This is a genomic window from Senegalimassilia faecalis (genome assembly GCF_004135645.1).
GTDB lineage: Bacteria > Actinomycetota > Coriobacteriia > Coriobacteriales > Eggerthellaceae > Senegalimassilia > Senegalimassilia faecalis.
This window is the reverse complement of record NZ_SDPW01000001.1, coordinates 1,125,467-1,149,940: the sequence shown is the minus strand read 5'-3', so window position 1 is coordinate 1,149,940 and position 24,474 is coordinate 1,125,467. Positions and strand designations below refer to the sequence as shown.

21 protein-coding genes are annotated in these 24,474 nt (G+C 61.4%); 3 read left to right on the top strand and 18 right to left on the bottom strand.

The window, feature by feature from the left end; all coding sequences use genetic code 11:
• Positions 1-3: 3 nt before the first annotated feature.
• The 10 genes from ET524_RS04790 to ET524_RS04745 all read right to left on the bottom strand — a co-directional run bounded on the left by ET524_RS04790 (position 4) and on the right by ET524_RS04745 (position 10,014).
• Entirely contained in the window at positions 4-432 is a 429-nt protein-coding gene (locus ET524_RS04790; RefSeq protein WP_129423103.1) for a DUF6262 family protein, read from the bottom strand.
• Entirely contained in the window at positions 422-1,921 is a 1,500-nt protein-coding gene (locus tag ET524_RS04785) for a tyrosine-type recombinase/integrase (RefSeq protein ID WP_129423104.1), read from the bottom strand. The genes ET524_RS04790 and ET524_RS04785 overlap by 11 nt, the downstream gene beginning before the upstream one ends.
• On the bottom strand, positions 1,922-3,346 hold the full coding sequence (locus ET524_RS04780; RefSeq protein WP_129423105.1) for a tyrosine-type recombinase/integrase: 1,425 nt from the start codon (positions 3,344-3,346) through the stop codon (positions 1,922-1,924).
• Positions 3,331-4,410: a tyrosine-type recombinase/integrase gene (locus tag ET524_RS04775; protein WP_129423106.1), complete on the bottom strand. Its 1,080-nt coding sequence runs from the start codon at positions 4,408-4,410 to the stop codon at positions 3,331-3,333. Before ET524_RS04775 ends, ET524_RS04780 begins: the two co-directional genes overlap by 16 nt.
• A gap of 949 nt (positions 4,411-5,359) precedes the next feature.
• Complete coding sequence (locus ET524_RS04770) at positions 5,360-6,244, bottom strand: relaxase/mobilization nuclease domain-containing protein (RefSeq protein ID WP_129423684.1); 885 nt, start codon at positions 6,242-6,244, stop codon at positions 5,360-5,362.
• Positions 6,245-6,246: 2 nt separating this feature from the next.
• Positions 6,247-8,211: a type IV secretory system conjugative DNA transfer family protein gene (locus tag ET524_RS04765; protein WP_129423682.1), complete on the bottom strand. Its 1,965-nt coding sequence runs from the start codon at positions 8,209-8,211 to the stop codon at positions 6,247-6,249.
• Positions 8,212-8,229: 18 nt separating this feature from the next.
• On the bottom strand, positions 8,230-8,580 hold the full coding sequence (locus ET524_RS04760; protein WP_129423680.1) for a plasmid mobilization protein: 351 nt from the start codon (positions 8,578-8,580) through the stop codon (positions 8,230-8,232).
• The gene (locus ET524_RS04755; protein WP_161566606.1) at positions 8,570-9,562 is read right to left on the bottom strand and encodes an AAA family ATPase; all 993 of its coding nucleotides are present in this window, start codon (positions 9,560-9,562) and stop codon (positions 8,570-8,572) included. Before ET524_RS04755 ends, ET524_RS04760 begins: the two co-directional genes overlap by 11 nt.
• Positions 9,555-9,779, bottom strand: coding sequence for a hypothetical protein (locus ET524_RS04750; RefSeq protein WP_129423676.1), 225 nt, complete (start codon positions 9,777-9,779; stop codon positions 9,555-9,557). Before ET524_RS04750 ends, ET524_RS04755 begins: the two co-directional genes overlap by 8 nt.
• Complete coding sequence (locus ET524_RS04745; RefSeq protein WP_129423674.1) at positions 9,766-10,014, bottom strand: hypothetical protein; 249 nt, start codon at positions 10,012-10,014, stop codon at positions 9,766-9,768. Before ET524_RS04745 ends, ET524_RS04750 begins: the two co-directional genes overlap by 14 nt.
• 280 nt (positions 10,015-10,294) lie before the next feature.
• On the opposite strand from ET524_RS04745, the gene ET524_RS04740 reads away from it, so the two are divergent.
• Positions 10,295-12,169 (top strand): hypothetical protein, encoded by a 1,875-nt coding sequence (locus ET524_RS04740; protein WP_129423672.1) that lies wholly within the window; start codon positions 10,295-10,297, stop codon positions 12,167-12,169.
• A 67-nt stretch (positions 12,170-12,236) separates the two neighbouring features.
• On the opposite strand, the gene ET524_RS04735 is transcribed toward ET524_RS04740, so the two are convergent.
• The gene (locus tag ET524_RS04735; RefSeq protein ID WP_129423670.1) at positions 12,237-13,292 is read right to left on the bottom strand and encodes a tyrosine-type recombinase/integrase; all 1,056 of its coding nucleotides are present in this window, start codon (positions 13,290-13,292) and stop codon (positions 12,237-12,239) included.
• Between the two features lie 374 nt (positions 13,293-13,666).
• Here ET524_RS04735 and ET524_RS11920 point away from each other — a divergent pair, with 374 nt between their 5' ends.
• Positions 13,667-14,401, top strand: coding sequence for an ATP-binding protein (locus ET524_RS11920; protein ID WP_236648252.1), 735 nt, complete (start codon positions 13,667-13,669; stop codon positions 14,399-14,401).
• Between the two features lie 337 nt (positions 14,402-14,738).
• Here ET524_RS11920 and ET524_RS04725 read toward each other — a convergent pair whose 3' ends face one another.
• From ET524_RS04725 to ET524_RS04695, 7 genes are all read right to left on the bottom strand, one after another.
• On the bottom strand, positions 14,739-15,254 hold the full coding sequence (locus ET524_RS04725; protein WP_129423668.1) for a ferritin: 516 nt from the start codon (positions 15,252-15,254) through the stop codon (positions 14,739-14,741).
• Positions 15,255-15,457: 203 nt separating this feature from the next.
• A complete protein-coding gene (locus ET524_RS04720) occupies positions 15,458-15,709 on the bottom strand; it encodes a hypothetical protein (protein WP_129423666.1) in 252 nt (83 codons plus the stop codon).
• 1,009 nt (positions 15,710-16,718) lie between these two features.
• Complete coding sequence (gene nrfD / locus ET524_RS04715; RefSeq protein ID WP_129423664.1) at positions 16,719-17,615, bottom strand: NrfD/PsrC family molybdoenzyme membrane anchor subunit; 897 nt, start codon at positions 17,613-17,615, stop codon at positions 16,719-16,721.
• Between the two features lie 7 nt (positions 17,616-17,622).
• Positions 17,623-18,165, bottom strand: coding sequence for a 4Fe-4S dicluster domain-containing protein (locus tag ET524_RS04710; RefSeq protein ID WP_042432438.1), 543 nt, complete (start codon positions 18,163-18,165; stop codon positions 17,623-17,625).
• Positions 18,166-18,168: 3 nt separating this feature from the next.
• Complete coding sequence (locus tag ET524_RS04705) at positions 18,169-20,373, bottom strand: molybdopterin-containing oxidoreductase family protein (protein WP_129423662.1); 2,205 nt, start codon at positions 20,371-20,373, stop codon at positions 18,169-18,171.
• Between the two features lie 59 nt (positions 20,374-20,432).
• Positions 20,433-21,125 (bottom strand): molecular chaperone TorD family protein, encoded by a 693-nt coding sequence (locus ET524_RS04700; protein WP_129423660.1) that lies wholly within the window; start codon positions 21,123-21,125, stop codon positions 20,433-20,435.
• 109 nt (positions 21,126-21,234) lie between these two features.
• Complete coding sequence (locus ET524_RS04695) at positions 21,235-21,924, bottom strand: ferredoxin-like protein (protein WP_042432432.1); 690 nt, start codon at positions 21,922-21,924, stop codon at positions 21,235-21,237.
• A 385-nt stretch (positions 21,925-22,309) separates the two neighbouring features.
• On the opposite strand from ET524_RS04695, the gene ET524_RS04690 reads away from it, so the two are divergent.
• Entirely contained in the window at positions 22,310-24,448 is a 2,139-nt protein-coding gene (locus tag ET524_RS04690) for an aldehyde ferredoxin oxidoreductase (protein WP_129423658.1), read from the top strand.
• The last annotated feature ends 26 nt before the right edge of the window (positions 24,449-24,474 follow it).

Below are 24,474 nucleotides of genomic sequence, written 5' to 3'. Positions count from 1 at the left end.
GCCCTAGCGCATTGTGACCACATTCGGGGCCTGTGGAGTCGACCTCGATTTCGCAACTCGCTTGAGTTCCTCGTTCTCCATCCTGAGAAGCTCCATCTCGGCCAGCTGGGCCACGAGCATCAGCTTCTGCTCCTCCAGCTCTCTGACTCTGTCCGCGAGCTCGGTCAGCCGCCGTGAGCCGTCTCCTCGGGATTTCTTTGATGCTCGGTCGGGGACGGCTTCGAGTGCCTGAAGACTCTGGATACGCACCTTGACATAATCATTGCCGTACAAAGACGACCTGCTCAGGCCCGACTCCCTGGCAACGGCGGCGAAGGTTATCCTCTCGCCTCGGCCTTTGAGGGTCTCTATGGCGGCTTCGGCTCTGGTCCTGGTCTCTTCGGCCCTCGATGCGGCGTGCGCCCTGATGCCCTCGGTGTTCCTATTGTTCATTGACCTGCTCCTCCAAATCTCTGACGAGGGGCTCAAGATGAGCGCGCTTCGCGTACTGGCGTTGCCATTCGCGCTCCCGCCCCAGCGCCTTCAGGCGAGACATCTCCTCTTCGATGAGGTCGAGCTCTCGCTTGAGGACGGGGTAGAAGCGCTTCTCGGTCACGTAGTTCGGGCAATTGTAGAAGAAGCAGCTCTCACCCTTCGAGCAGGGGCCGCGGCGCAGGTCGTATAGGCAGACGCCCGTCGGCAGAGGGTTGAAGCTCATGGAGTCCGCAAGGGAGGCAATGACGTCCTCGACGCTCTCCTCGGCCCTGGCCTTGAGCTCTTTGGCCACCGCGGCCCTTATCTGCCTCGCCCGCTTGCCCGCAATCGTGGAGTCGGGCGACAGTATCGCTTTGCCCCATGCGCTGCGCAGGTCCTCTCGGCTGAGCTGAAGGTAGTGCGCCGTCATGTCTATGGAGACGTGGGCGTAGTGTTCCATGATGAACGCCAGAGGGATGCCCTGCATGACCAGCGACCGCACGAACGTGGTCCTGAACATGTGGGGGTGTATGGCGGGCTTGCCGCCGGCATCGGTTATCGACCAGCGCAGGCAGAAGCGCTTCAACCTGTTCGCGACGTCGGACGCCGTCATTCTCTTTACCTTGCCCCTGACGGGCCGCACGAACAGCGGGCCCTCGGAAGCGGGATTTCGCTTCTCGAGCTCCCTCACCGCGTCGACGACAAGGCTGTTGACCAGTATCCTGTGCGGGGTTGGGCCCTGCTTGACGGTCTTTGAGATCAACACCTCCATGGTGTGCATGCCGGCGGGCGCCTGCTCTATGCAGCCCCTCTCTATCGTGACGACCTCGCTGGCTCTTAGCCCTGTCTGGCTGAGGATGATTATCAAGGATTTGCTTATCGTGTCTTCCTCCATGAGGGCGCACTCGAGAACGCGCTCCATGGTGTCGTCCGGTATCACCTTGGTCTTCTTGTGGGGCGGGTCCCCCTTTGGCCACTCGGGCCGGGCCTTTACTGCGGCCATGTTGACGCTTTCGGGAACGTCCCAGCCCCGCAACTGGCCGATTCTTATGATCTCGTCTGCCACTTGGAGAACGTGAACCTGGGTGGCTGGCTCGATTCCGCAGGAGGAAAGCCAGAGGGGCAGGCCAAGTATGTCGTGCTCGTCGAGGTCCGATAGCCTGTCCGCACCCATCACGGTGCAGTATCCGAAGAGCCTCAAGATGTTGCTCCTCATCGACGTCACGGTTGATGCCTTGACGCGTCCGAGCTTCCAGTAGGCGTAGTGCCGCCATACTTCCCGGAGCCCGGGCTCGGCAACGGCGGTGAAGTCTATCTTCCTGCGATGGCCTTGGACCCAGTCGGGCGTAAGGTCCGTCAGGTCCCATACGTCGTCGCGGAACCGAGATCTCCCGACCTCCGGGTTCCACTCGGTCTCGGCTCGCTCGTTCTTCTGCGCCGGCAGGATGTCAATTGCGATGGCCTCCATCTACATCGCCTCCAGTTGCCTTATCAGGGCCTCTAGCAGATCGGCTGTCGCCTGGAGGTGCTGGCGGTAGTGCTCGCCGTAGGCGGCGCCCGCTTCCATGTCGGCCCTGATGCCGGCCAACCGCTCCCTGTGGGCATCCAGAAACTCCGGCGTGGTAACGAACCTCGCGCAGGTCAGGCATCGGCCTGACTGCATGAGCCTGCTGCAGACCTCGCCGTCGCTAAACGGCTTCGCGCAGTACCCATCCGAGAGGAGGGCCTTCGTGTCGCCGTTCTCGGCGAGCCACGCACGCTCATCCGCCGTCAGGGCATCGGTCTGCCTCGCGCCCACCGGCCGCAGCTCGGAGAAGGCCTTCGCCATGGCGGGGTCCTTCACTTTGGCGTAGTAGCCCTTGGTGGTGGAGGCGAAGGCGTGGCCCATAACCTCCTTCACGACGACTAGGTCGACACCCTTGGAAACCATGTCGGTGGCGAGCGTGCGTCTGAAGGAGTGAACGGTGAGGCTGGCGATGCTGCCGTCTTGCTCCCTGATCTCGTGCCTCTCCGCGAACTTCTTGAGCCAGGCCCGCATGAGATGGGACCGTATGCGCTTGCATGCGTACGAGCGGTGGGGGTCCTTGAAGACCATCAGGAAGCCACGGTCCTTCTCCGGCATCTCCCTGCGGGCCTCCTCGGTCAGCTCGGCGATCCGGGAGACGGCTGCGACGCACTGCGGGGACGCCGGGATCGGCTTCCTCTGAACGCCGTTCTTGAGGTCGAACCACTCGATCATGTGCCCGTTGACGGGGTGCTTGCTCACGCAGTCTACCCTGAGATTCTCGAGCTCGCTGGCGCGCATGCCTGTGCTCTCGAGGATGAGTATGGCGTTGCGCAAGATCTCGTTCTTCTCGTTCGGAAGGGCTGTGTTGACTTGGGCGACCACGTCGTCGGACAGGTAATCGATGTCGCGGGTCTGGTTGATGCCGAGGAACTCGCAGCCCTCGTACAGGGCCGTCTGCGCGATGCTCTCGGGCCTGTTCACCTGGAGCCAGCAGACGATGCTCCTGATGTCCTTGAATATGCTGTATTGGCTCCTGTAGCCCAGGGGCCTGCCCTCCCTGTAGGAAATCGCGGACGCAAGGTAGGAGCGGAAGCCATCCATTAGCTGGGGGGTTAGGTCGCGCAGGTCGTCGACGCCGCTCGACTTCAGGTAGTCTGCGAAGTAGCGGGCGTTCCTGCAGTGAGTGGCTACGCTTCTCGCGCTCACGGTCCTGGCCGTGTAGCACGTCCATGCATAGTCTCCGACGGCGCGCCTGACCTGGTCGGGCAGCTGGTCAAGGGTGAACCCGAACCTCTTGCCGCAGGACGCGGATTCCGGCCTCGTCTCGACGAGAACCCATTGGCCGCTCCTCGGCCTGGTCCTCGAGGGGGTCAGCTCTGCGGGCATGACATCACGCTCCTCTCCCAGTAGGATTCCAACGCCTCGCAGGCGCGCTTGCTGGAGAGGTGGGTGTAGCGATCGGTGGTGGACGCGTGGGCATGCCCCAAGAGGAGCTGCCTCACCGCGACGTCGACGCCCGCCTCGGCTAGGTTCGTGTTGAACGTGTGCCTCAGATCGTGGAAGCCGAACGATATGCCCGTCTTCTCGCGTATGCGGGTCAGGGAGTCGTAGGCGGCGTTGTAGGTAAGCTTGCGCCCGCGCCACGGCCCGTGGTCGGCCACGAACAGGAAGTCGTGGTCGGTAGCGATGTCGGCTCTCCCGCCGATTATGTAGGCGTCGATGAGCTCCAGGCACCTGAGCGGGACGTACAGGTCGCGCCGCTTCCCCTTTGACTTGATGTTTTCTACGACGGAGACGGGGGCGAACTGGTCGGGAATGGGTATGGAGCCGATCTGGAGGTCGAGGGCCTCCTGGATCCTGGCGCCGGTCATGTACAGCAGCGAGAGCAGGAGCTTGTCGCGTTCGCTATTGGCGGCGTCCAGTATGGTGGACATCTCCTCGTCGGTGACGATGCGGACGCGCCTGGGGCTCTCTTTGACCTTGAAGACGCCCTGGACGGTCCTGCTGTCTCTGCGAGCGTGGTGGAGCATGCCCTTGTGCATGCCGGGCGGCATAGCCACCGCCTGGGAGAGAACGGGGTTGAGTTCGACGGCCCCCAGTAGCTCGCACCAGCCGTAGAAGCCCTTGAGCGTGCTGAGCATCCTGTTGATGGTCGACCCGCAGCGCACGCTCTCCAGGTAGAGGACGAGGGCGTCGGGGTCATTTGACTGCAAATAGGCCTTGTACTCGTTGATGGTGGAGGGCGTGGCCTCGTCGTAGGCGTAGCCCTTCTGGGAAAGGAAGACCCAGTAGGTTTTGAGGTCCTGGGCGTAGGACGCGAGAGTGCTGGGGGCCCGGTTCTTCAGCCTCAGGAACTCGAGGTACCTGAAGACGGGCCGCACGGGGGCCATGCGGTCGTCCAAGAGGATGACGCGCGGGCTTCCGTGCACGGCGACTGTGTGCAGCTCCATGTTGCTCCTTCCTGTCGTACGGGTGTCTTCGACGCTGGCCCGTCCGTTTGCCCAGGTTGGAGCTGGGGTGACCGCGGCCTTGCGCCTCGGACACAATCTAGAAGATAAGAGCGGGAGCCGCCGCTCGAAGGTATTAATAAAAACACGTTTGAAACATGCCCTGAGCTGGGCATATGAATCAGAAAGACAAGGTGAACGTCATGAACAAAACAACCTACAGATATCACGTCAACGCACTTGGCACCTTGGAGGGCTAACCAGACCTCCTAGCCCTCCAAGGGCAGCGGGGCCGCCGAAAGGCGGTCCCGCTTTTCGCATGCTCGCAAACCGATGCCGCCCGCGTATATCGGGCTCGCGCCCGATGCGCTTCGCTATCGCTCTGCGCGATGTCGGCCTTGCGCCCGACGCTTCGCCGCTTATGGGCGGCAAAGCCCGCTCCGGCTGCGCTCGATGGCTCCCCTGGGTCGCCATCGCTTCGCCTTCGCTCTCGCTGCGCGCTCCGTTCGAAGAAGCCACCGGCTTCTTCACTGCGCGCTCCGCTCACGCCGGCGGCCACGGGCGAAACGTGCCACTGGCACCTTTCGCCGGCCGTCCGCCTCTCGCGCGGGTCGCCGCACGCATCGCTCGCCCATGCCATATCGGCGCGGGCTTTGCTCGCGGCGGCTCAACCGCGCTCACGATCCACCGGACTCCGCTCAACGGGTCGAGTCGCTGCGTCCAGTGGATGCAAGATGTACATCGCTACTCACACGCCAAATCCTTGGCGCGCTCGCGGCGATGATCTTGCCCTGCGGGGCCTGCTCGCCGGGCTTCCGCGCGCCTCCGGCACGTGAGTCCCGGCTGCGCCGTTCTCGGGGTTTGCGGCTAGCCTTCGGCAGGCCGGCCCCCTCGAAACAAGAAGGGGCGCCGGGTCCCTGAGCCCGAACGCCCCTGCAACGGAAATAACCCGCTAGCGGTCCATTTCCTGGGATGCCGCCCTGCCAAGCTGCATCCCCGTTTCCATGCCGAGCCCCTTGGCGATGCCCTGTATGGAAAAGCCGCGGCCAAGGCGGCTGCCGCCCACCTTGAAGCCGCTGCCCTCGCGCTGGAACATTACTTGCTTGCCGCCCTTGCTGACGGACATCTCTATGCCGTCGGCCTTGAGCCTGGAGGCAAGCTCGCGCATGCGGTTGCCGGCGGGCGCCTCGCGCGAGATCTCGGCCACGCGCTGGCGCACGTGCTGCCGGATGCAGGCCTTGTCGGGCTGCACGCCGCGGGCGTGCATCTCCTTCTCGGCACGCGTGGGCTGCATGGCGTGGACGCGTGAGTTTCGCTCGCCCTTTTCCATCTGACGCAAGCCCCATTTGGCATCCAGTGCGCGCATCGCGTTCGCGCGGTCCACCTTCGCCTTCTGCCCGCGCCCCTCGCAGAGCCGGTTGCCGGTCTCCAGGTTCGTGCGGTTGATGCCGATGTGCACAGCGAATCGGTCGGTGCCGTCGGCTGCGCAGTGCTCTTTGTGCAGCACCCAAAGCGCCTCTTGCGCCGGGTAGCGGGCCTGCACCCAGTCCTTCGCGAATTCCATGCACTTCTGCGGCGTCATCTTGCCGCCGTTGCAGCTGCATTCATCGGGGTTGAATGCGATGACTTGGTGGTACATGTAGGTCGTGGACGCGCCCGCGCGACCCGGGGCGTTGTGCCCGTAGGCCTCGCGGGTGGCGTCCATCTCCTCGAACCACCGGTCCTCGTTCGCGATGTGCTGGGAATCGCGCATCAGGGCCCGCTCGTCGTTGAGGTACTTGCCCAATGAGCCCGCGTGAGCGGCCGAGGTGACCGCCACCTGCTTGATGGCGCTCACGGCTACATGCCGTCCCAGGCTTGCCACTCGTCGTCAACGACCTCGGCATGGGCGGTCTGCTCGGATTTGCAAGCGTCGAAATCGACGCGCCAGATCTCGACGTCCTGCTTGCAAACGGCTGCCTGGTTCTCGGCGTTTTGGCGGAACAGCATGCGCTTGGCGTCGCATTCCTGCTCGTTGCCCAGACCGAAGAACTCGCCTGCCGGCGTGTTGCTCGCATAGGTGACGGGCATCTGGAACACTCCCTCGCGCCCAGGCTTGGAGTTCTCCGCACCCTTGATCACGATGGCGCCGTCCTTTACGGGCGCGCGGTTCGCCCACTCCCATTCATGGATGAGGTCGTCGGCACGCTCGGTGTAGGCTTCACTGCTGCCGACGCTTGCGGCTACGCCGCAACCCTGCTTCGAGGTGCCGGTGTTCTGCGTACGCACGGTGCGCTTGCCGGCAAGGCGGGTGAAGTACTGGCAGTCGTCGGGGTTGGCCAGCGCCAGCGCCACCTTGCCGCCCATGGACCCCAAGATCTTGTCGCGGCCGGCGTTTTGGTCGCCGCGCTTGCTGTACTTCTGCCACTGCTTCAGGTCCTGCGTGGCGCAGTAGGCGTGCAGGCGGTACGAGCGTCCAAGGGTGACGATCTCGGCCATGGCATCCACTTTGGGCAGGTTCCCCCATTCGTCGCCGAGGATCGCGGTCTCGTGCGGCAGGCGGCCGCCGTTCTTGTCGGCTTCGGTTTGCGCGATGCGCCACCACTGGTTAAGAAACGCCGTCATGAGCACCATGTACGGCGCGTTCTCCTCCAGCAGGTGCATGTACACGACGGTCTTCTCGCGCACCATGTCGCGAATAGAGACGTCGCTTGCCGCAGTGATGCGGCGGATGCCTTCGTCGTTGAAGATGCTCAAGGCCTCCTTCAACGTGGACAGCACGTTCTTGCCGGCCGTGGTTACGCCGCCGTCGGAAAGGAAGTCGACCGCCGCGGCGTAGGCCGGGTGATCGGGGCCGACCTCGCTACTGCGGATGAAGTCCTTAAGCGGCGCGGAGGGGTCCTTGCCGTCGCCGGTGGTGCCGCGGTTGAACATGTCGCATACGGTTGCCATGTTCTTCTGCGAACGCGGGATGTTGGCGAAGGCCACGATGAGCAGGCACGCCGTCAGCGCGGAACGGGCCGCCTTGGGGAAGTAGGTGTTGCTCTCGCCGCCGATGGGCACGAGGTCGGCCGCGGTTTGGCGGGCGGTCAGCTGCGCATCGCCCACGTTGCCGGCCTCTGCGAACTCCGAGATGAGGTCGATCGGGTTGAAGCGGCTGGCGCCGGGGTAGCCCCTTAGGTCGAACACGATGCGACGGTAGCCGAGCTCGAGCGCTTTGTCGCCCGTGAGCTCCAGCATCTCGTTCTTGCCGGTTACGATGAGGTTCCACCCGGCGGCCATGCAAAGATGCAGTGTCTGCAGGTAGACGAGCCATGATTTACCTGAGCCGGTCTTGCCCGTGATGGCCCAATGCGGGATCGAGCTGTCGAATAGATAGCCCTTCTTCGAATTGCCGATTACCAGGCCGGCTTTCTGGGGAGTGCCCTTGCCATTCCAGAAGTCGTTCTTCTTGTGAAGTTCCTGCATTGACGTGATGAGCTTGGCGTCGCCTAGAATGCCGCCGGAGACGTTGCGCTGCTCATCCTTTTTGTAATGCTGCATGAGCAGCAGCAGGCCGAAGATGAGCATGACGAAGCTCAGCCAGAGCATGAATGCGGGGACCCCGTGCTCGCTCGCGAAGAGCTGTGCGATGTACCGGCCCAAGCCGCCCATCGGGTCACCGCTGACGAGGATCGTCCATAGCGGCTTGAAGTTCGTCCCGTCCTTAAACAGGATGTTGCCGGCCATCGGCACGCCGACGGGCGCGGCGATGACTGCGATGGTAACGCTGCCGATGGCAAACGCAACCGCCGCGATGGCTTTCTTGGTGCCGAAGTTGTCCATAAGTTCCTTTCTGTGTCCCTACGCGGAAATTCGCGCTTCTGCGATCAGTTCGCTTACTTGCCTTGTGCTTTCCTCGAGCTGAGCGAGCGCGGTCTGCGCCTGCGCTGCGAGTTGCGGAAAGTCCTGGTGGCGGGTGTTCGCATGGCGCAGGAGCTGGTTGAGCAGCCCGCCGATTCTGCGCTCGTTCGAATAGAGGGCCCTGAGGGCTTCGGCATCGACGACGATGCGAGGTCGGCCGTCATCCTCGAGGCAGCGGAAACGCACGAAATCCGAAATGGTGAGCCCGGAGGCCCCGGCCGCGCGGGCCAGAGCCTCGTAATCGGACTGCGACATGCGGACGTTCAGGCGCTTGGCGCGCTTACTGGTCATCGCTCGCGGCCTCCGTCCTGATGTGGCTTAGCGTGAGCACGGTGCCCTCGCGGGTACGTGCGCGCTGGTAGGAGATGCCGCGACCGGCCATGAAGGCGGAATGCTCGGCGAGGTGCTTGCCGAACGCCGCGACGCTCACGCCCTCGGCGCCGATCTCGCCGAGCAGCTTGGTGGGGGTGCCCTGCCACTGAGACGGGTATCCCGCCATGAAGTCGATGGTGCGCAGCACGTCGTCGGGGACATCGCGCTCTTCTAACTCTTCCTGGCTGGTCTTTTCGATCAAGAGCCAACGGCATTGGCGGAAGCGGATCTTGAGCTCCAAGAACTCGCGGTCGCGCCCTGTCAGCGAGAGGGTCGCGTTGCCGTCTGCGCGGTTGACGTTGGACAGCACCATGGTGCTGTCGGCGCAGCCGGTGATGCCATTCGTGCCGCTCACAGTGTTGAACACGTCGGAGTCGCCTTGCTTTCTGGTGTGATGCACGACGACGATGGCGATGTGCGACCTGTCGGCCAGCTGCTTGAGGGGTGTGAGGTCGTTATAGTCTGCGGCGTAGGCGTTGTCATTCTTGGAGTCGCGAACCATCTGAAATGTGTCGATGATTACGAGCTTGGTGGCTGGGTGTTCGGCCAGGTAGTCCTCGATCTGGGGGATGAGCCCGCTGGTAACCTTCTCCGCAGCGACCGCGAAGTCGACATTTCCGCTGGTCTCGTCGAGCAGCTTCCACGCTCGGGTTTTGATTCGGCGGCGCGGGTCTTCGAGCGCAAGGTATAGAACATCGCACTTCACGGCGGCGAAGCCCAGAAACTGATCGCCCTGGGCGACGCAGATGGCCATATCGAGCGACATCCACGACTTGCCCACTTTTGGCGGGCCGACGAGCAGGTGGAGGCCCGTGGTGACGAAGTCCTCGATGACCCAGTCGGTTTCCTCCTGGGGCTCTTGCAACACTTCCGCGAGTGAGAACGTCTCAAGCCTACCCATTGCGACCATTGCCCTTCGCCGCGGGGAACACGATCCAGCGGCCGCGGTAGTCTTTGACGATCTCGCGCTCAAGGGAGCGGGCCAATGCGTGAAGGCCGTCCTCGAGGTCGCATACCTTGCGGGCGAGCTCCACGTTGTCGGGCCAGCATTCGAAGCCGTGTTCCTCGAGCATCTGGCTCTCGGCTGCTAATTGCTGATAGAAGCTAGCGGCGTTCATGGCGGGCTTCCTTTCGGCGTTTCTCGCTGAGCGGCCAGGTGATGTCGATGGAGCCGTGCTCGGCAAGGTAGTCGTCCAGCTTGCTCGCCGGAACGAACACCGCATGACCGATATAGACGACGCCCACCTCATGCATGAGTAGCAGCGCCTTGCTTCGGCCGCAATCGAAAAGCCTGGCGAAGTCCTGCCACCCCAGGAATGGCTTGGTTTGATTCCTTATTTCCCGATCCGTCATCGCTCTCGTCTCCTTTCAGGCGGTCGTATTGACCGCTCGGTCGATGTGGATACTGCCGGCGCGGATCCATGCGCCGATGCCAACCGGTTGGCAGGTGAAGCTTCGCATAAGTGACACGATAAACCGATTAAGAATCTAAAATCAGATGGCAGACGCGCTAGAAAAATCTCATGACACGCTGGGGTTTTGTTTTGACACGACAAATTTTAAGTCTAATTTCACTTGGATTAAGTTGGAATGGGCTAAAATTGTCGTGACCCAAATAGATAGGAGCGTAAACATGAGCCCAGAGGAATCGCGAGCGATTTGGGAAGCGGAACAAGCCAAGGAGAAAGCAAGAAGGCAAGCCCTCTTCGAAAGCTTGCACTCATGCCCCAAGTTGAGCGGAAACAGTTGTTTTCACGCCAGCGACAACGGTCTCGGCTCGACGTTTGATGGCGCGCCAATCTTTTGGTTCCAGGGCACAAGGAAAGAAGGCGCCCCCGATGCCAGGACGAAGAAGTCGGAACGGTCCGACTTCGTCTGGCAGAATGCCGTCGATGCCCTTTTGGCCTTTGCAAACATTGCAGAGATAACAGCTCCGTATTGTTGGGCGAACGACCCTCGCCCATTGAGTCCCGAATGTGGCTCATTCGGGAAGAAGGGAGAAAAGGTCCTCAGAAAAGAAGCAAGCAACTTCGTGAACCAGTTCGGGCTGCCTCATATGAGTTCGGATGGCTGGGGCCCGGGAACGAGGAGAAACCTGCTGGAACCGAGACGCCTTTCCTTTTCCGAGGATTACGAAAAGGATTTCGAAGATCTTATCGCTTCAGAGAATTCCAGGCTGAAAAACGCACGCAACGGTCTTGAAATCGGGTTTCTTCAACACCGCCTTAAACGTAGCGGCCTATTGGTCGAAGGCGACAAGGAGCTCACGGCCGAGAGAATCTTCTTCCACGGAATGAAGCGCTTCGCCAAAGACTTCTCCGGCCTCAGCGGAATCGAGAAAAAGATCGACCTTCTCGAAGAAAAGAAGAAAGAGCTTGAGGCCGAAGAGAAGATCGCTATTAAGAGGAAATACCGAGAGAGCGCACTCCCCGACGGTTCGATCGACGAGTCTATCTTCGATCGCTATCTCGAAGAAGAAAACCGCTGCATGAACGAGATTCGTCATCTCCACCTCGACAAGGGCGACCTGCTCCATGCATGCGAGTGCGCATATAGGCTTTTCAGCGAAGAAGAACGTGACAGCTTGTCGCATGATGGGTACATCACGCTCGACGCTTGGGGGGTATACCAGATCGCGCTTCTGTTCCGTGATGCGATGGAACTTTACATGGCGATCAATGGTGATGATGCTGCGTTCAACCGCGTTCTCGGCAAGATCCACATGGAGTTATTCGATGTGGAGTCGGTCGATCCCGGGGACGGATGCTTTGACCCTTCCGCCGTGAAAACGAAGGTTGAGGGTTGCTACACCATTTGGTTCGAATCATGCGGCTCGGACTGGGATAATCCGGGTTCCAACAAGACCCGTGACTCTTATCAAGTAGAGCTTTCCCACTGCCGCTTGAGCCTTTCTCGAAAAGAGTATTGGGGCATTACGAAACAGGAGGATTACGGTTGCGGCAGGGCCGTTCACATCCTTTGCTTCCCAGGCGAGACCCCTGATGATTTCAAAGATATTGCTCGCAAATACCTGAAAGACTTCCTCGATGGGTTGATCGAGGAGGGCGTTTCGCTCAATTACAAAGGCTTATTCGCAGAGGCCGGCAGAATTAACCCCGAGAGGCCGTTGGTGAAGGTCAACGATTTCGGCGTTGACCTCGTTTGCACGCTTTGGAACGTAATGGACCTGATCAACAGGGGAAAGATCCCGTTTGAGCTCGCTCGCTGCGAATTCTGCGGGAAGTTGATGAACGTCGCGCGTGAAAGGGGCAATACCCGCAACGTCTGCGATAGTAGCTGCCGGAGTCAGCTCCGCAAGCGCAAGGCGAAAGGCGTCGAAAGCGAGCGAGAGAGAATCCGGCGAGAATTCTTCGCGTTCGCCGAGTCTGAAGAGGCGGTGCATATCGGCATGACGTCGTATATGGGACCGGAAATGCAGCCGAAGGAAGAGGAGCCGGGGCTTTTCGATGCGGCCATCAGTTTCCTCTGTAGCTTCTTTGGCAAATAGGTTGGTTGCAGGTGTTGCGTGCTGCGGGCATCCCCTCACAGCTGCCACATCTGCAACAGCCGCCACGCTACAGTTCCAGCAGCCCGCCTATGGTGTCGGCTGCAGTCCGGTCGTTCTGCTCGATTGCATGGGCGTAGATGTCCATCGTGAGCGATGCGGTCGAGTGGCCCAGGCGGTTTTGGATCGTCTTGATGTCGGCACCTTGGCCGATAAGCAGCGTCGCCTGCGTATGGCGCAGCTCATGCAAATTGAAGCCGTGGAACCCGCTACGCGTGTATCGTTTGATTCCCTGACGGTCGTACCAGACTTCCTCCTTGTCGAACGAGCCCAGCTCATGCTCTACGAAGAAGTTACGGCGCCATTTGTCGAACGCCGCTGGTGATATGAACCCGCCGGTCTCGTTCGTGCAGACCGGCGTCGTGCCGGGAACATCCCCACCTCCGAAGAACAAATCGGACTGCATGATCATCCATTCGGTGAGAAATTGAACGGTGCCGTCGTCGATGGCCAGGTTGCGCTTCGATTTTTCGCTCTTGGGGTCTCGGCGCACGCCCTTGCTATCAAGCTGCTTATGAATGTAAATGCGCTTGCGAACAAGATCGACGTCATCCCAGATAAGCCCAAGAGCCTCGCCTCGGCGAACGCCCGTGGCCAAGGCAAGCCATACGGCCACGATTCGCCCGTTGCGGCCTGATGTTTTGAGGTCATGCGCAAGCTGCATCGCCTGCTCCTGGGTAAGGGAGCGGCGCTCCTTGGCCTTTGGGCGCTTGACGTCGTCGATGAGATCGCAAGGGTTGCGCTGAATGATCTCCTCTTTCACCGCCTGCTTTAAAACCTGGCTAAGTTTCTGGTGCAGCTTGTGCAGAGCGCTGGGGGTCATGCCGTCCTTGCGCAGTCGCGCATACGTCTTGTTGATAGTCGCTGCATCTATCTTCTGTATCGGCGTGCTCCTGAAGATGGTCTCGATGCGCTTGATTTCAATCTCATCGCGCTCAAGCGAGAGGGGAGACAGGCTGGCTATTGCCTTGCGGCGTTCGTGGAACTCGCGCGCGTAAGCTCCCATCTTGAGCATGGAATGCTCGTTGTTCAGCTCTTCCTCAAGCTCCGAGCGGTACTTCTCCATCTCAATGCGCGCTTTGGCCTTATTGCCGTGAACTGTGCGCTGTGGAGACCATTTGCGCTTTCCGCCTGGGGACTCCGGTGGAAGGCGAAGGCGGATGCGATACAGCTTTCCGCGCTCGACTTCGACGATGGATCCCTCGCCATCTATGACGATGCGCTCTTGGTTCAATGTTTCTCCCAACTGTCACGGTTTTGCGTTGGGCAGAGCATAGCATCAAGTGGTCCCATAGGTGGTCCCGAAGTGGTCCCACCCTCCAAATACCCCCAAGAGACGCCAAACTATACCAACTTGCTGACCTGGGGTTTTCAAGCTACAATAGACAATACCAACCAAGAACAACTTTCTGAAAACTAGGGCTCATAACCCGGAGGTCGTTGGTTCAAATCCAGCCCCCGCGACCAAATGTTCAAGCCACCTTCGGGTGGCTTTTTTGTTACCATGCCCCATCACCACGCGAGCAGGTTCTTGCCCTTGAATACGATAAAGGCCAGCGCATTTTCGAAGATGAACTTATTCAAGATTCATCAATTGACGACATCGATCACGATGTTCTCGACCGTTACAAGTCGCTGCTCGGCACTGAATCGTCAGACGAGCAGGTGCTTAAAAGCAGGCGGTTCATGCGCGATGGGAAACTGACCGTTGCTGGCGCTCTTCTGTTCGTGCAAGACCCCTCCGTCATGATGCCGCAGGCACGCGTCCGAGTCTTGCGATACGACGGCGTAAAGATGGAAACGGGCAAACGACTCAACATCACGAAAGAGCGAACGTTCTGCGGCCCTTTGCCCAAAGTCATCCAAGATGTGCACCTGCTTATCTCAAGCATGCTGCGAGAGTTTCAATTTTTAGGACCCGATGGCACATTTCAAACAGTTCCCGAATACCCCGAGTTCGCTTGGTTTGAAGGTCTCGTTAATGCCGTAACGCACCGAGATTACTCTTTTCGGGGCGACTACATTCGCATCTCTATGTTCGATGACCGTCTTGAAATTACGAGCCCCGGGAAACTTCCCAACATCGTCACACTGGACAATATGAGAACGACCCGCTATTCGCCTAGCTTTCGCCAGCGGACGCGTCACAACAAAAGAACTTGCCGAAGAAATTGACAGGGGCTCTACGCTCTGCTCCAAGGTCTTGAGAGGACTCGTTAAAAAAGCCTTCTCGAATGGCATGGCACCTCTCCAAACGACCCTCGCCAGTATTATTCTTTGACGGAGTAGAACCCTCCATCGCATACGCGCAGTGCTCACCACAAGAATCGCGAGCACCCAAAAAGCGCCCCGGCCACTTGTGATTACGGTGCATCACAGCACCTTTCGAGAGCCAAACCTTACGCGTCGATCTCTCTCAATACTAAGCGGCGGGCAAGGGATAATCTCTTGCCCGCCATTCGGAAAATGCACCTATAGCTTAACTTTCACGCCTCGCTTCACCGGTCACGCCCTACGCATTCGCCAGCGGGGTGGGAACGGCGTAGACGCGAGCGGCGTTTTCCTGGTCGAGGTCGTACAGCGCCTTGGCATCGCTGCCGAACAGCCTCATGCGCGACACCTGCTTCTCGGCGTTGTCTTCTTCCTCCTGCTGCTCCTCGATGAACCAGTCGAGGAACTTCATGGTGCGGTAGTCCTTCGCCTCAAGGGCGGCGGTGTAGATGTCGTTGATGGTGCTGGTGATGTACTTCTCATGCTCCAGCGCGGCCTCCAGCGGCTCCAGGTGGTTGCTGAAGGTCTTGTCGGGCTGGTCGATGGCCTGCAGCTTCACCTTGCAGCCGTTCTCATGCAGGTACTTGCGGAAGATGAGTGCATGGTCGCGCTCCTCCTGCGTCTGGATCTCGTACCAATGGGCGAAACCCTCCAGGCCCTCTTCCTGATAGTAATCGGCGAACGACAGGTACAGGTACGCCGAGTACAGCTCCTTGCGAATTTGGTCGTTAATCAGCTCGTACACCTTTGCATCCATTGCGAATCCTCCTTTGGGGACAAAGCCGGCAGGCGCCGGGTTTCGAACACCCTCATAGTAGCACCGCAATGCAAGCATCTTCACATTTCCATCGCTTGGCGGGGTAAGGCGCAGGGCGCATGGGCGGGGTACGCGAAGGAAACGCCCCGGCAGCACGAGCGGCATCGGCAGGAGCGCCATGAGGGTGGCGTCCCAATGACGCATCAAGCCGCCGCACCAGCCGTGCTTCGCTGATACGTCAAGCAGCTGCGCGCCCGATGCAACGCCAAGGCAGCCACCGGCGCTTCGCTGCCGGGAGTTCCGCTTACCGCCCACAGCGTCGCGTCGCAGACAAGCAGCACGACGTGAAGCGCCAGGATGCCCATGAAGTAGAGCGTCGCACGATGGCGATGGCCCGCTTCCAGGAAGCATGCGATCAGCAGCAAGCCCGCCACCAAGGCAGCGAACAGCTCCATACCCACGCTAAACGCAGAAAGCGTATTGATTGAGTTCAGCAGCCCCCCATGGGAACCTTCCCCGCGATTTCGACCAGCAACGCATTCATTATATCCGAGACAGATTGCAGCACCTTTTCGCGGAAGCTCACGTTGTCTTATTCCCTAGCAGGTTGTTGAAAACGGGTGCAGTTTTGGCAAGAATCCGGGATTCCTGCATGCCTGCGCCCCCATGACCTTCGTTTTGGCAAAAATCTTGGGTTTCTGTAGCGGCAAACCACCCTTGGAGCCTGGAATTGGCAAGAATCCGGGACTCCTGCACCGCTCAAGCCTTTCCAAGGCTACAGAAAGCCGAGATTCTTGCCACAGGGTTCGTTTCTCGGGCCAGAAGCTACAGGAATTCGCTTTTCTTGACACAGCATCAGGCCCAACCCCGGCTCCAAGCACTCAGGGACGCTTGACACGTCCGCTGACGACGCCCAAACGATAACCGCCGCGGCCGCTGGCGCCCGGCAAAGGAGCTCGCCTTTTCGCGAAAGCGCGAGGCTGGCGGAGGCGGGGCTGGCACCGTCAAAGAGCGCCAGACGCAGAAAGGCCGCTGCCCGGAAGGGTTTGGGCGGCGGCCAGAAGGGAAAGGCGGGGCCAGCGTTGGAAGAGGCCGGCCCCGCAAGGCGGCGCGGGAGGGAAGGCCCGCGCCTTAATTGGGGATGACGGCGCCTTGCGGCAGACGCCTGCGCGGCAGCGGGCGAATATGCTGCCGCGCTACACGAAACGAGCCAGGAAAACAGGCCTCCCGGCCCAGATTCGCCACACGAAAGCGGGGCGAAAGGAACATCGCCTTCGCCCCAAGCGTGATCAAGCAAAAGCACGGAGAACGGGTCGTTGCCGCCAAGGTCCAAAGCGGGGAAGCAAGGTAACAGCCCTCGCCCCATTTTTGCCTGGACGGTCAGCGCATGACAAACGACCTATCCCCTTGCCAGGTTCAAAGTGGGACAAAGGGACTGTCCCCTTGTCCCACTTTTCGGGCAGGTTACAGGACCCAAGCGACCGTCATGGTCACCGGCAGCGCGGCCAGCAGCACCAGCAGGCGCAGCACGAAGCCGCCGATCAGCACGCCGATGTCGGAGCAGGCGCTGATCATGTGCGCCTTGCGGGACTCCTCAAACTCCTTGGGGCTGAAGAACAGCATCTTGGTCTCCAGCACCGTCGGGATCACCAGGCCCACGGCGATGAACAGCACCCAGAAGACCACGGCGTACTTGCCGCACACCAGCGCCTGCACCGAGGCCAGGCCCGCGGTGGAGTTGGTCGCCGTGATGAACAGCAGCGCCGCCACCAGCAGCATCTCGATGCACGGGAAGCAGTAGTGGAACTTCTTGAGCACGCCCACGCGGTTGAACTCCTCGGGGCACTTGAACACGCCGGCCAGCAGCACGGCGGCCATGCCCGTGGACACCGCAGACACCAGGAACAGGATGGGCAGCAGTGCGTTGTTCCACAGCGGGAACGTCTTGCACACGCCCAGCAGGCAGCCGGTGTAGATGGCCACGCAGATGCCGAGCACGGCGCCGACGATCTCGAGGGCCATGGGCACGCGGCGCTTCGTCAGGTCCATGACCAACGCGACCAGCGCGACGATCACGAACGCGGCCAGGATGACGACGCCCCAGGTCATCACGGACCCGAAGTTGGTCAGCAGTAGCGCGAAGCGTAGCGGGTTGTGCAGGCCCGCCTTGGCGTCGAACATCAGCAGCACGAGGCCGACGATGACGACGATCGGCGCGATCCAGTGGCCGAGCTTGCGCATGGTGACCGCTTCAGGATGACGCCAGGCCAGGAAGGCCGAGGTGGCGAACGCGCCGCCGCCCAGGCCGCCTAGGAACAGATAGCAGGCGATGATGCCGCTCCAAATAGGTGTGTACTCCATCTCAGCATCACCTCACGTAATAGACTTTGGACTTGGTAAGGTCGCCGGCGATGGGGGCCGCGTGCGTGGCGGCGATCTCCTTCACCAGCTCGCAGTCCGGGTCGTCCAGGTCGCCGAAGATGCGCGCGCCGGTCGGGCAGGCCGTCACGCAGCTGCACATCTCGGTGCCGCTCGTGTAGTTGGACACGTTGCAGAAGCGGCACTTGTCGACGGCGCCGGTCTTCTCGTTGCGGTTGCGCACCTGGTAGGGGCAGGCGGCCATGCAGTAAAGGCAGCCGATGCAGCGGCCCTGGTCGACCTCGACGATGCCGTCGGGGCCGATGTGGGCGGCGCCGGTCGGGCAGACGCTGGCGCACGGCGCGTCCTCGCAGTGCATGCACTGCAGAGGCACGTGCTCGACGCTCACGCTCGGGTACTCGCCGACCTCGCGCTCCTCGAAGCGGATGAACGAATCGGTCGGGTCCAAGCCGTTCTGGCGCTGGCACGCGGTGCGGCAGGCGTAGCAGCCGATGCACTTCTTGGTGTTGATAAGCATTCCATAGCGTGCCATATGCTATGCACCTACTTTCTTGACGGTGACGACGGCCTCCTGGGAGCAGATTCCGCCGTAACCGGGCTCGATGCGGAAGGGCACGTAGTCCATCTGGCTCAGGCCGACGCCATACGCCGTCTTCTCCTCCTTCGAGGAGCAGCCGTAGTGGCTGGGCATGTACAGCGCGTCGGGGTTGATGCGCTGGGTGACCTTCACCTGGACCTTGCCCGTGTGCTGCTCGTTGGAGACCTCGACGGTGTCGCCGTCGGAGATGCCGAGCTCCTTAGCGCGGCTCGCGTTCATCCACACGCGCTCCAGGCCGTACTGCTTCGTGATGGCCATGAGCGGCTCGCTGTTGGCGGTCTGCGTATGGGTGTGGATGGCCTGCTTGCCGCCGATCAGACGGAAGGACTTGCCATCCTCGGGCACGGCCACCGCAGGCTCGAGCCACTGCGGGGTGCGGGGCAGGCCCGCCTTCTCGCACGCCTCGGAGGCGAACTGGAACTTGCCGGAGGGCGTCTTCCACTTCGGGTACGAGCCGTACTTGAACGCCTTCTCGGGGAAGGTGCTCACGCCGCAGGCGCGCAGGCCGTCGAGGGACAGGCCCACGGTCTTGAGCTGCGCATCGGCAAGCTCCTCGACGGTGAAGTCGAAGTACTGGCCCACGCCGCACGCCTCTGCCAGCTCGGAGAAGATCTGGTCGACCGGGCGGGTATTGGGATGCACCTTCTCGATGACCTGGTCGCGGATAGCCACGGCCGGGATCTTGCCGCCGTAGAACTCGGGGAGCTCGAGGCGCTCGAGGTAGCTGGTGTCGGGCAGGACGTAGTCGCACGCGTGGCACGTCTCGGTCATCTGGACGTCGATGCACACCGACAGCTCCAGGTTGGCCAGGCACTCCTGCAGGTAGGCCGGGTTGGAATAGCCCGCCACCATGTTGGAGTTGTAGAAGAACATGCCCTTCATCTTGCCTTCCTTGGCAAGCTGCGCGGCGTAGACGTTGACGCCCATGCCGGACAGGGACAGCGGGTACTCGGACTGACCCGCGATCTTCGCCTCGACCTTGGGCACGGACGGGAACTTGGCCTTGTCCACGTCGCCGGCCTTGACCGACGCGCTGAACAGGGCGCCGCCCTTCTGGTTCCAGCAGCCCAAAAGGCCGTTGAAGCAAGCGACGGCACGTGCCGTCTCGCCGGAATTGGCGTAGCTGCAGCCATAGGCGCCGCGCCAGCTCGGCTCGATGCAGGCGGCAGGGGCGCACTCGGCGAACTTCACCGCGATGCGCTCGATGTCGATGGCCTTCAGGCCGGTGATCTTAGCTGCCCACTCGGGCGTGTACTGGCCCAGGGTGGCGACCCACTCGTCGAAGCCGACTGCCTGCTCGGACACGAACTTCTTGTCGTACAGGCCGCGGTTGACGAGCACGTGGCTCATGGCAAGCACCAGCGCCAGGTCGGTGCCCGGGTTGATGGGCAGCCACTCGTCGGCGAAGGCGATGGAGTTGTTCAGGCGCGGGTCGACCAGCACGATGTACGCGCCCCTCTCGTGCGCCTTCTCCAGGGCGTGCAGCTGGCTCGGGCGGATGGCATCGGCGTAGCTGCGGCCGATGAACATGCAGGCCTTGGCGTTCTCGACGTCGGCCAGGTAGTCGCTCGCGCCGATGACCTGCGTGAAGCCCGCGTTCTTCGACATGTTGCAGGCGGCGCCGTGCGTGTACACGTTGGCGCTGCCGAGCGCCTGCATGAAGCGCTTGGTGTAGTAGGAGCCGGACGGGCGCGGGTCCTGGATCATGGCCAGGGCCTCGGGGCCGTCGGAGCCGATGATGGACTTGACCTTCTCCGCGATCTCGGAGTAGGCCTGGTCCCAGCTGATCTTCTCGAACTCGCCCTTGGCGTTCTTCTTCAAGGGGTCGGTCAAGCGGTCCTCGGAGTAGGCGATGGACGCGTAGCCGTATGCGCGGCCGCACAGCGTGCCCTCGCAGTGGGGATGGCTGGGCTCGCCGATCATCTTGGTGAGCTTGCCGTCGACCACGTACCCCTTGAACCCGCACTTGGAAGAGCAGGAGTTGCACAGCGAGTAAGCGGTGTGGGATTCCACATCCTTCGTCCCGCTCGCGTCAGCCTGCTCCCAGGCGCCAAAGCTCATGAAGCCCGCACCGGCCGCAACTGCTGCGACCCCGGCGCTGCCGGCCAGAAAGCTTCGCCTGGTAATAGCGTTTTCTGACATTGCTGATTCCTCTCTATATGCATCCTGCGTCATCGTTTCATCCATGATGCGAACCGCCATCAAGCCGTCTGGCCGGATTCGGACTCGGCGCGCTGTTCCGCGCAGATGCCCAAGATCACGTCGACCAGGCTGATGTAGAACCGCGCGTCATCGTCAAGCTTCAGCAGCTTCAACCGGTAATCGGTCAGCCAATCGAAGCGCTCGGCCACAAACTGACGGGCCTCGGCGTCCATGCCGCTTCGCAGCAGCACCGCCACCAGGTCGAGCTCCAACGCCAGGTGATCGGGGCAGTCGGCATATTCCGCCGGCACCTCCAGGCCCAGCTGCTCGATCAATGCCCGCATATAACGCGCCGAAGCGCCCAGATACAGGCCCTTCTGCTTGCCGATAAGCGGATTCACGTTGCCGGGGGTGCTCCAATCCGTGTACAGCGACTCCACGGGAATCGCCGACTGGGGAAGCCCTCCGGTGAAGTGACGCGCCGCAAACCCCTGCTTCTCCTCGAAAAGCGGAGGGCAGAACAGCTCGTCGACCTCGTTGTCGGAAAGGAATTCCTGCATGGGCGCGCGCACCTGCATGCGCTCGATGGGGCTTGCCTGCTTGCCGAAACGCGTGTCGTCTTGCAAAAGACGGCGAACACCGTCCATGAACTCGGCCCAGGCTGCGCTGTGCGTCATCTGCTTCCATTCGTCCTTTTCAACGGAACCGAAGCACTTCGAAAGCACCGAGAACACCGCTGCGTCGTCCATCATCTCGCGCTCACTCCTTTCCTTGGTCGCGGTTATAAGGTCATCGACCTTTCACATCCCGCGCTTGCCGCGCGGGCGTTCGCATCATGCGGGGTATATCGCCCCGAAACGATTACGCGGTGACCGCGGTCGTCGTGCGAACGATGCCCTCGTCGATGATCTTCTGCGCGATATCCTGCCAATCGATGAACTGGATGGCGCCGTTGGGGCACTGCTCGGCGCAGCGGCCGCAGGAGATGCACTTCGTGGACACGCCGGTCTCGGTGTCGACGCGGGGCATGTTCCAGGGGCAAGCCTGGCTGCACATGCCGCAGCCGATGCACTTCTTGGTGTCGACCGTGCGGGCGCCGGTCTTCTCGTCGGCGTAGATGGCGTGGACCGGGCAGTACTTCACGCACTGCGCGTCGGCGCACTGCTTGCAGTGCTCGACGGTGAACTCGCAAGCACCCTTGCCGTCGCCGAAGGAGCCGTCGCCGGTGTCGGCGGACTTGCCCCAGTAATAGTTATCCCACACACGCACGCGGGCGATGTGCTGGCACACGCGGCCGTCGTTCTTCAGCGTGCACATCATCTCGCAGCGCTGGCAACCCGAGCAACGGGCGCGATCGGTGACGATCATCTTGGTGGGCGTGGTGCGCAGCTCGATGCGGCCGGATGCGATGGACTCCTGGGTGACGCCCCAGCTGGCCAGCGCGCCGCCGACGACCAAACCCGCAACGCCGCAGCCGGCCATGGCCAGCACGTCGCGGCGGGTGATGTTCTTCTTGACCGGGGCGCTGCCGCTTGTATTCGTATCTGACATTCTCAGTACTCCCCCTCACATATATTGGTGAGTCGCTACCTTGCGCCGGTTCCTCCCTCAGCCGAGGCCTCGTCCGCCTCGTCCCTTCTGATTTCCGGCGCACACTCTTCGCCCTTTCCGGGTCACGCAACAAAAAGCAGTATGCGGCTCACCGCTTTTTCGGTATCCCCTCTTTGGGGGTCAATGCGATCGAATTTGTCCCCTCATTCGCCGAAAAATCGAATCCGCTCGCCGTTTACCAGGCTATTTCCATAAATTACCCTCAAAGAGGGGATACCCGGTTCATACGGTGCGCAACACTGCCCAGTGACGAATTGTCGTCTGCACCCGAATCGCCCGACATGTCACGCAACGCATGTATCGAGAAGAGATTTGGAGATGCAACATGGCTGACGAGAAGTCATACGGCTGGGCCGGCAAGATCCTGCGCGTCAATCTGACGACGGGCAGCATCACCACCGAGTCCACCGCACCTTATAAGGAATACATCGGCGGCATGGGCCTTGCCAACAAGATCATGTACGACGAGGTACCGGCTGGCACCGATCCTCTTTCCGAGGAGTCCAAGATCGTTTACGCCGTCGGCCCGCTGACCGCTTCCGGCGTGCCGCTGGCTGGCCGTACCACCATTAGCTTCCTGTCCACGTTCAGCAAGGACCATCTGGTCGTCGACGCACACTGCGGCGGCATGATCGGCGCCCGCATCAAGCTGGCCGGTTACGATGCCATCATCGTCGAGGGCAAGTCCGACAAGCCGGTGTACCTGCACATCAAGGACGATCAGGTCGAGATCAAGGACGCCTCCTTCGTCTGGGGCATGGGCACCCGTTCCACCACCGAGGCCCTGAACCGTCTCGAGGGCAACCGCGCCTGCGTGGCCACCATCGGCCCTGCCGGTGAGAACCTGCTGCCCTACGCCGTCATGATGAACTCCCGTAACCACTCCGCCGGCGCCGGCCTGGGCTGCATCATGGGCTCCAAGAAGCTCAAGGCACTGGTCGTCGAGGGCAACGGCAGCGTGAACGTCAAGGACCCGAAGGCCCTGGCCGATCTGTCCGACTACATGCTGCGCGAGATCGTCGGCTCCAACAACAACCATGTCGTGCCGTCCACCCAGCAGGAATGGGCAGAGTACTACGACAAGGGCACCCGTTGGACCGCTCGCAAGGGCCTGTACTGGGCCGACGCCGAGGGCGAGCCGATCGAGACCGGCGAGCCGAAGCCGGGCGAGATCAACACCGTCGGCTACCGCTGCATGAAGACCACCAAGGACGAGGGTCCCGAGGCCGAGAAGTACACCATCAAGATGAACGGCTGCCACAGCTGCCCGATTCACTGCTACTCCGACATGCGCGTGCCGAACGCCAAGAAGAACGGCGGCTTCGAGATCACCGGCAACACCTGCGTGCCGAACTTCCCGTTCTCCATTTACATGGTGAAGATCCTGGGCAATCACACGTCGGTGAAGTTCGGCACCGAGGACGGCCTGATCTGGGACCAGGTTGTTGGCGGCACGATGGACGATTTGGGCATGTGGTGCAACTACGCTCAGATTTACCGCGACATCGCGCATTGCGTGTCCAAGGGCATCTTCAAGAAGGTGCTGCCCGAAGACGAGTACAACATGTTCGACTGGCAGAAGTTCGAGAACAACGACCCCACCATTATGGTCGAGCTGCTCAAGCACATCGCGCAGAACGACAACGAGATGTCCTATCTGGGCCACGGCCCGCTCGTGTGGTGCCCGCGTTGGGACGACATGGAGTGGTTCGACACCACCGCAAGCTGCCTGATCAACTACCGCGGCTGGCCGGTGCACCACGCCATTGAGTCGTATGGCCAGGTCGGCGGTCTGCTGAACATGGTGTTCAACCGCGACCCCATGATTCACTCGCATCAGAACATGCTGCAGTGCGGCCTTCCGCACGAGCTGAAGCAGCAGATCGCTGCCGAGCTGTGGGGCGGCGAGGACGCGCTTGACCCCGAGAAGAACTACACGCCGATGAACGAGCACAAGGCAAACTTCTGCTGGTGGTCGATCGTCACCGACGTGCTGCATGACTCGCTGACGCTGTGCAACTGGGTGTGGCCGATGGCCCAGAGCCCGTCGAAGGACCGCAACTACCGCGGCGACCTCGACCTGGAGGCCAAGTTCTACAAGGCCGTCACCGGCGAGGATGTCACCACCGACGAGCTGTACAAGCGCGCCGCCAAGATCATGACGCTGCAACGCGCCAACACCGTGCGTGGCATGACCGACAAGGACGGCAAGATCGGCTGCAACGACTGCCGCACCATCCACGACGTGATCACCGAGTGGCCGTTCACGAAGGACCCCGACAAGCAGCCGTTCACGCAAGGCACCGACAAGATGGAGAAGGAAGACTTCCAGAAGGGCCTGACCATGCTGTACGAGAAGTTTGGTTGGGATTCCGAGAAGGGCTGCCCGACGGCCGACTGCCTGGACTACTACGGCATGGACGACGTCAAGGCCGAGCTGCAGAGCCTGAACCTGCTGCCGTAAACGCTAAGCTGGCAAGCTAGACCGGC

Coding starts and splice junctions, on each gene's coding strand:
- ET524_RS04720 (WP_129423666.1), bottom strand. CDS start 15,709: ATGGAGCTGTTCGCTGCCTTGGTGGCGGGCTTGCTGCTGATCGCATGC.
- ET524_RS04725 (WP_129423668.1), bottom strand. CDS start 15,254: ATGGATGCAAAGGTGTACGAGCTGATTAACGACCAAATTCGCAAGGAG.
- ET524_RS04780 (WP_129423105.1), bottom strand. CDS start 3,346: ATGCCCGCAGAGCTGACCCCCTCGAGGACCAGGCCGAGGAGCGGCCAA.
- ET524_RS04695 (WP_042432432.1), bottom strand. CDS start 21,924: ATGTCAGATACGAATACAAGCGGCAGCGCCCCGGTCAAGAAGAACATC.
- ET524_RS04710 (WP_042432438.1), bottom strand. CDS start 18,165: ATGGCACGCTATGGAATGCTTATCAACACCAAGAAGTGCATCGGCTGC.
- nrfD (WP_129423664.1), bottom strand. CDS start 17,615: ATGGAGTACACACCTATTTGGAGCGGCATCATCGCCTGCTATCTGTTC.
- ET524_RS04775 (WP_129423106.1), bottom strand. CDS start 4,410: ATGGAGCTGCACACAGTCGCCGTGCACGGAAGCCCGCGCGTCATCCTC.
- ET524_RS04790 (WP_129423103.1), bottom strand. CDS start 432: ATGAACAATAGGAACACCGAGGGCATCAGGGCGCACGCCGCATCGAGG.
- ET524_RS04740 (WP_129423672.1), top strand. CDS start 10,295: ATGAGCCCAGAGGAATCGCGAGCGATTTGGGAAGCGGAACAAGCCAAG.
- ET524_RS04760 (WP_129423680.1), bottom strand. CDS start 8,580: ATGACCAGTAAGCGCGCCAAGCGCCTGAACGTCCGCATGTCGCAGTCC.
- ET524_RS04755 (WP_161566606.1), bottom strand. CDS start 9,562: ATGGGTAGGCTTGAGACGTTCTCACTCGCGGAAGTGTTGCAAGAGCCC.
- ET524_RS04765 (WP_129423682.1), bottom strand. CDS start 8,211: ATGGACAACTTCGGCACCAAGAAAGCCATCGCGGCGGTTGCGTTTGCC.
- ET524_RS04745 (WP_129423674.1), bottom strand. CDS start 10,014: ATGACGGATCGGGAAATAAGGAATCAAACCAAGCCATTCCTGGGGTGG.
- ET524_RS04705 (WP_129423662.1), bottom strand. CDS start 20,373: ATGTCAGAAAACGCTATTACCAGGCGAAGCTTTCTGGCCGGCAGCGCC.
- ET524_RS04750 (WP_129423676.1), bottom strand. CDS start 9,779: ATGAACGCCGCTAGCTTCTATCAGCAATTAGCAGCCGAGAGCCAGATG.
- ET524_RS04785 (WP_129423104.1), bottom strand. CDS start 1,921: ATGGAGGCCATCGCAATTGACATCCTGCCGGCGCAGAAGAACGAGCGA.
- ET524_RS04690 (WP_129423658.1), top strand. CDS start 22,310: ATGGCTGACGAGAAGTCATACGGCTGGGCCGGCAAGATCCTGCGCGTC.
- ET524_RS04700 (WP_129423660.1), bottom strand. CDS start 21,125: ATGATGGACGACGCAGCGGTGTTCTCGGTGCTTTCGAAGTGCTTCGGT.
- ET524_RS04735 (WP_129423670.1), bottom strand. CDS start 13,292: ATGGAGAAGTACCGCTCGGAGCTTGAGGAAGAGCTGAACAACGAGCAT.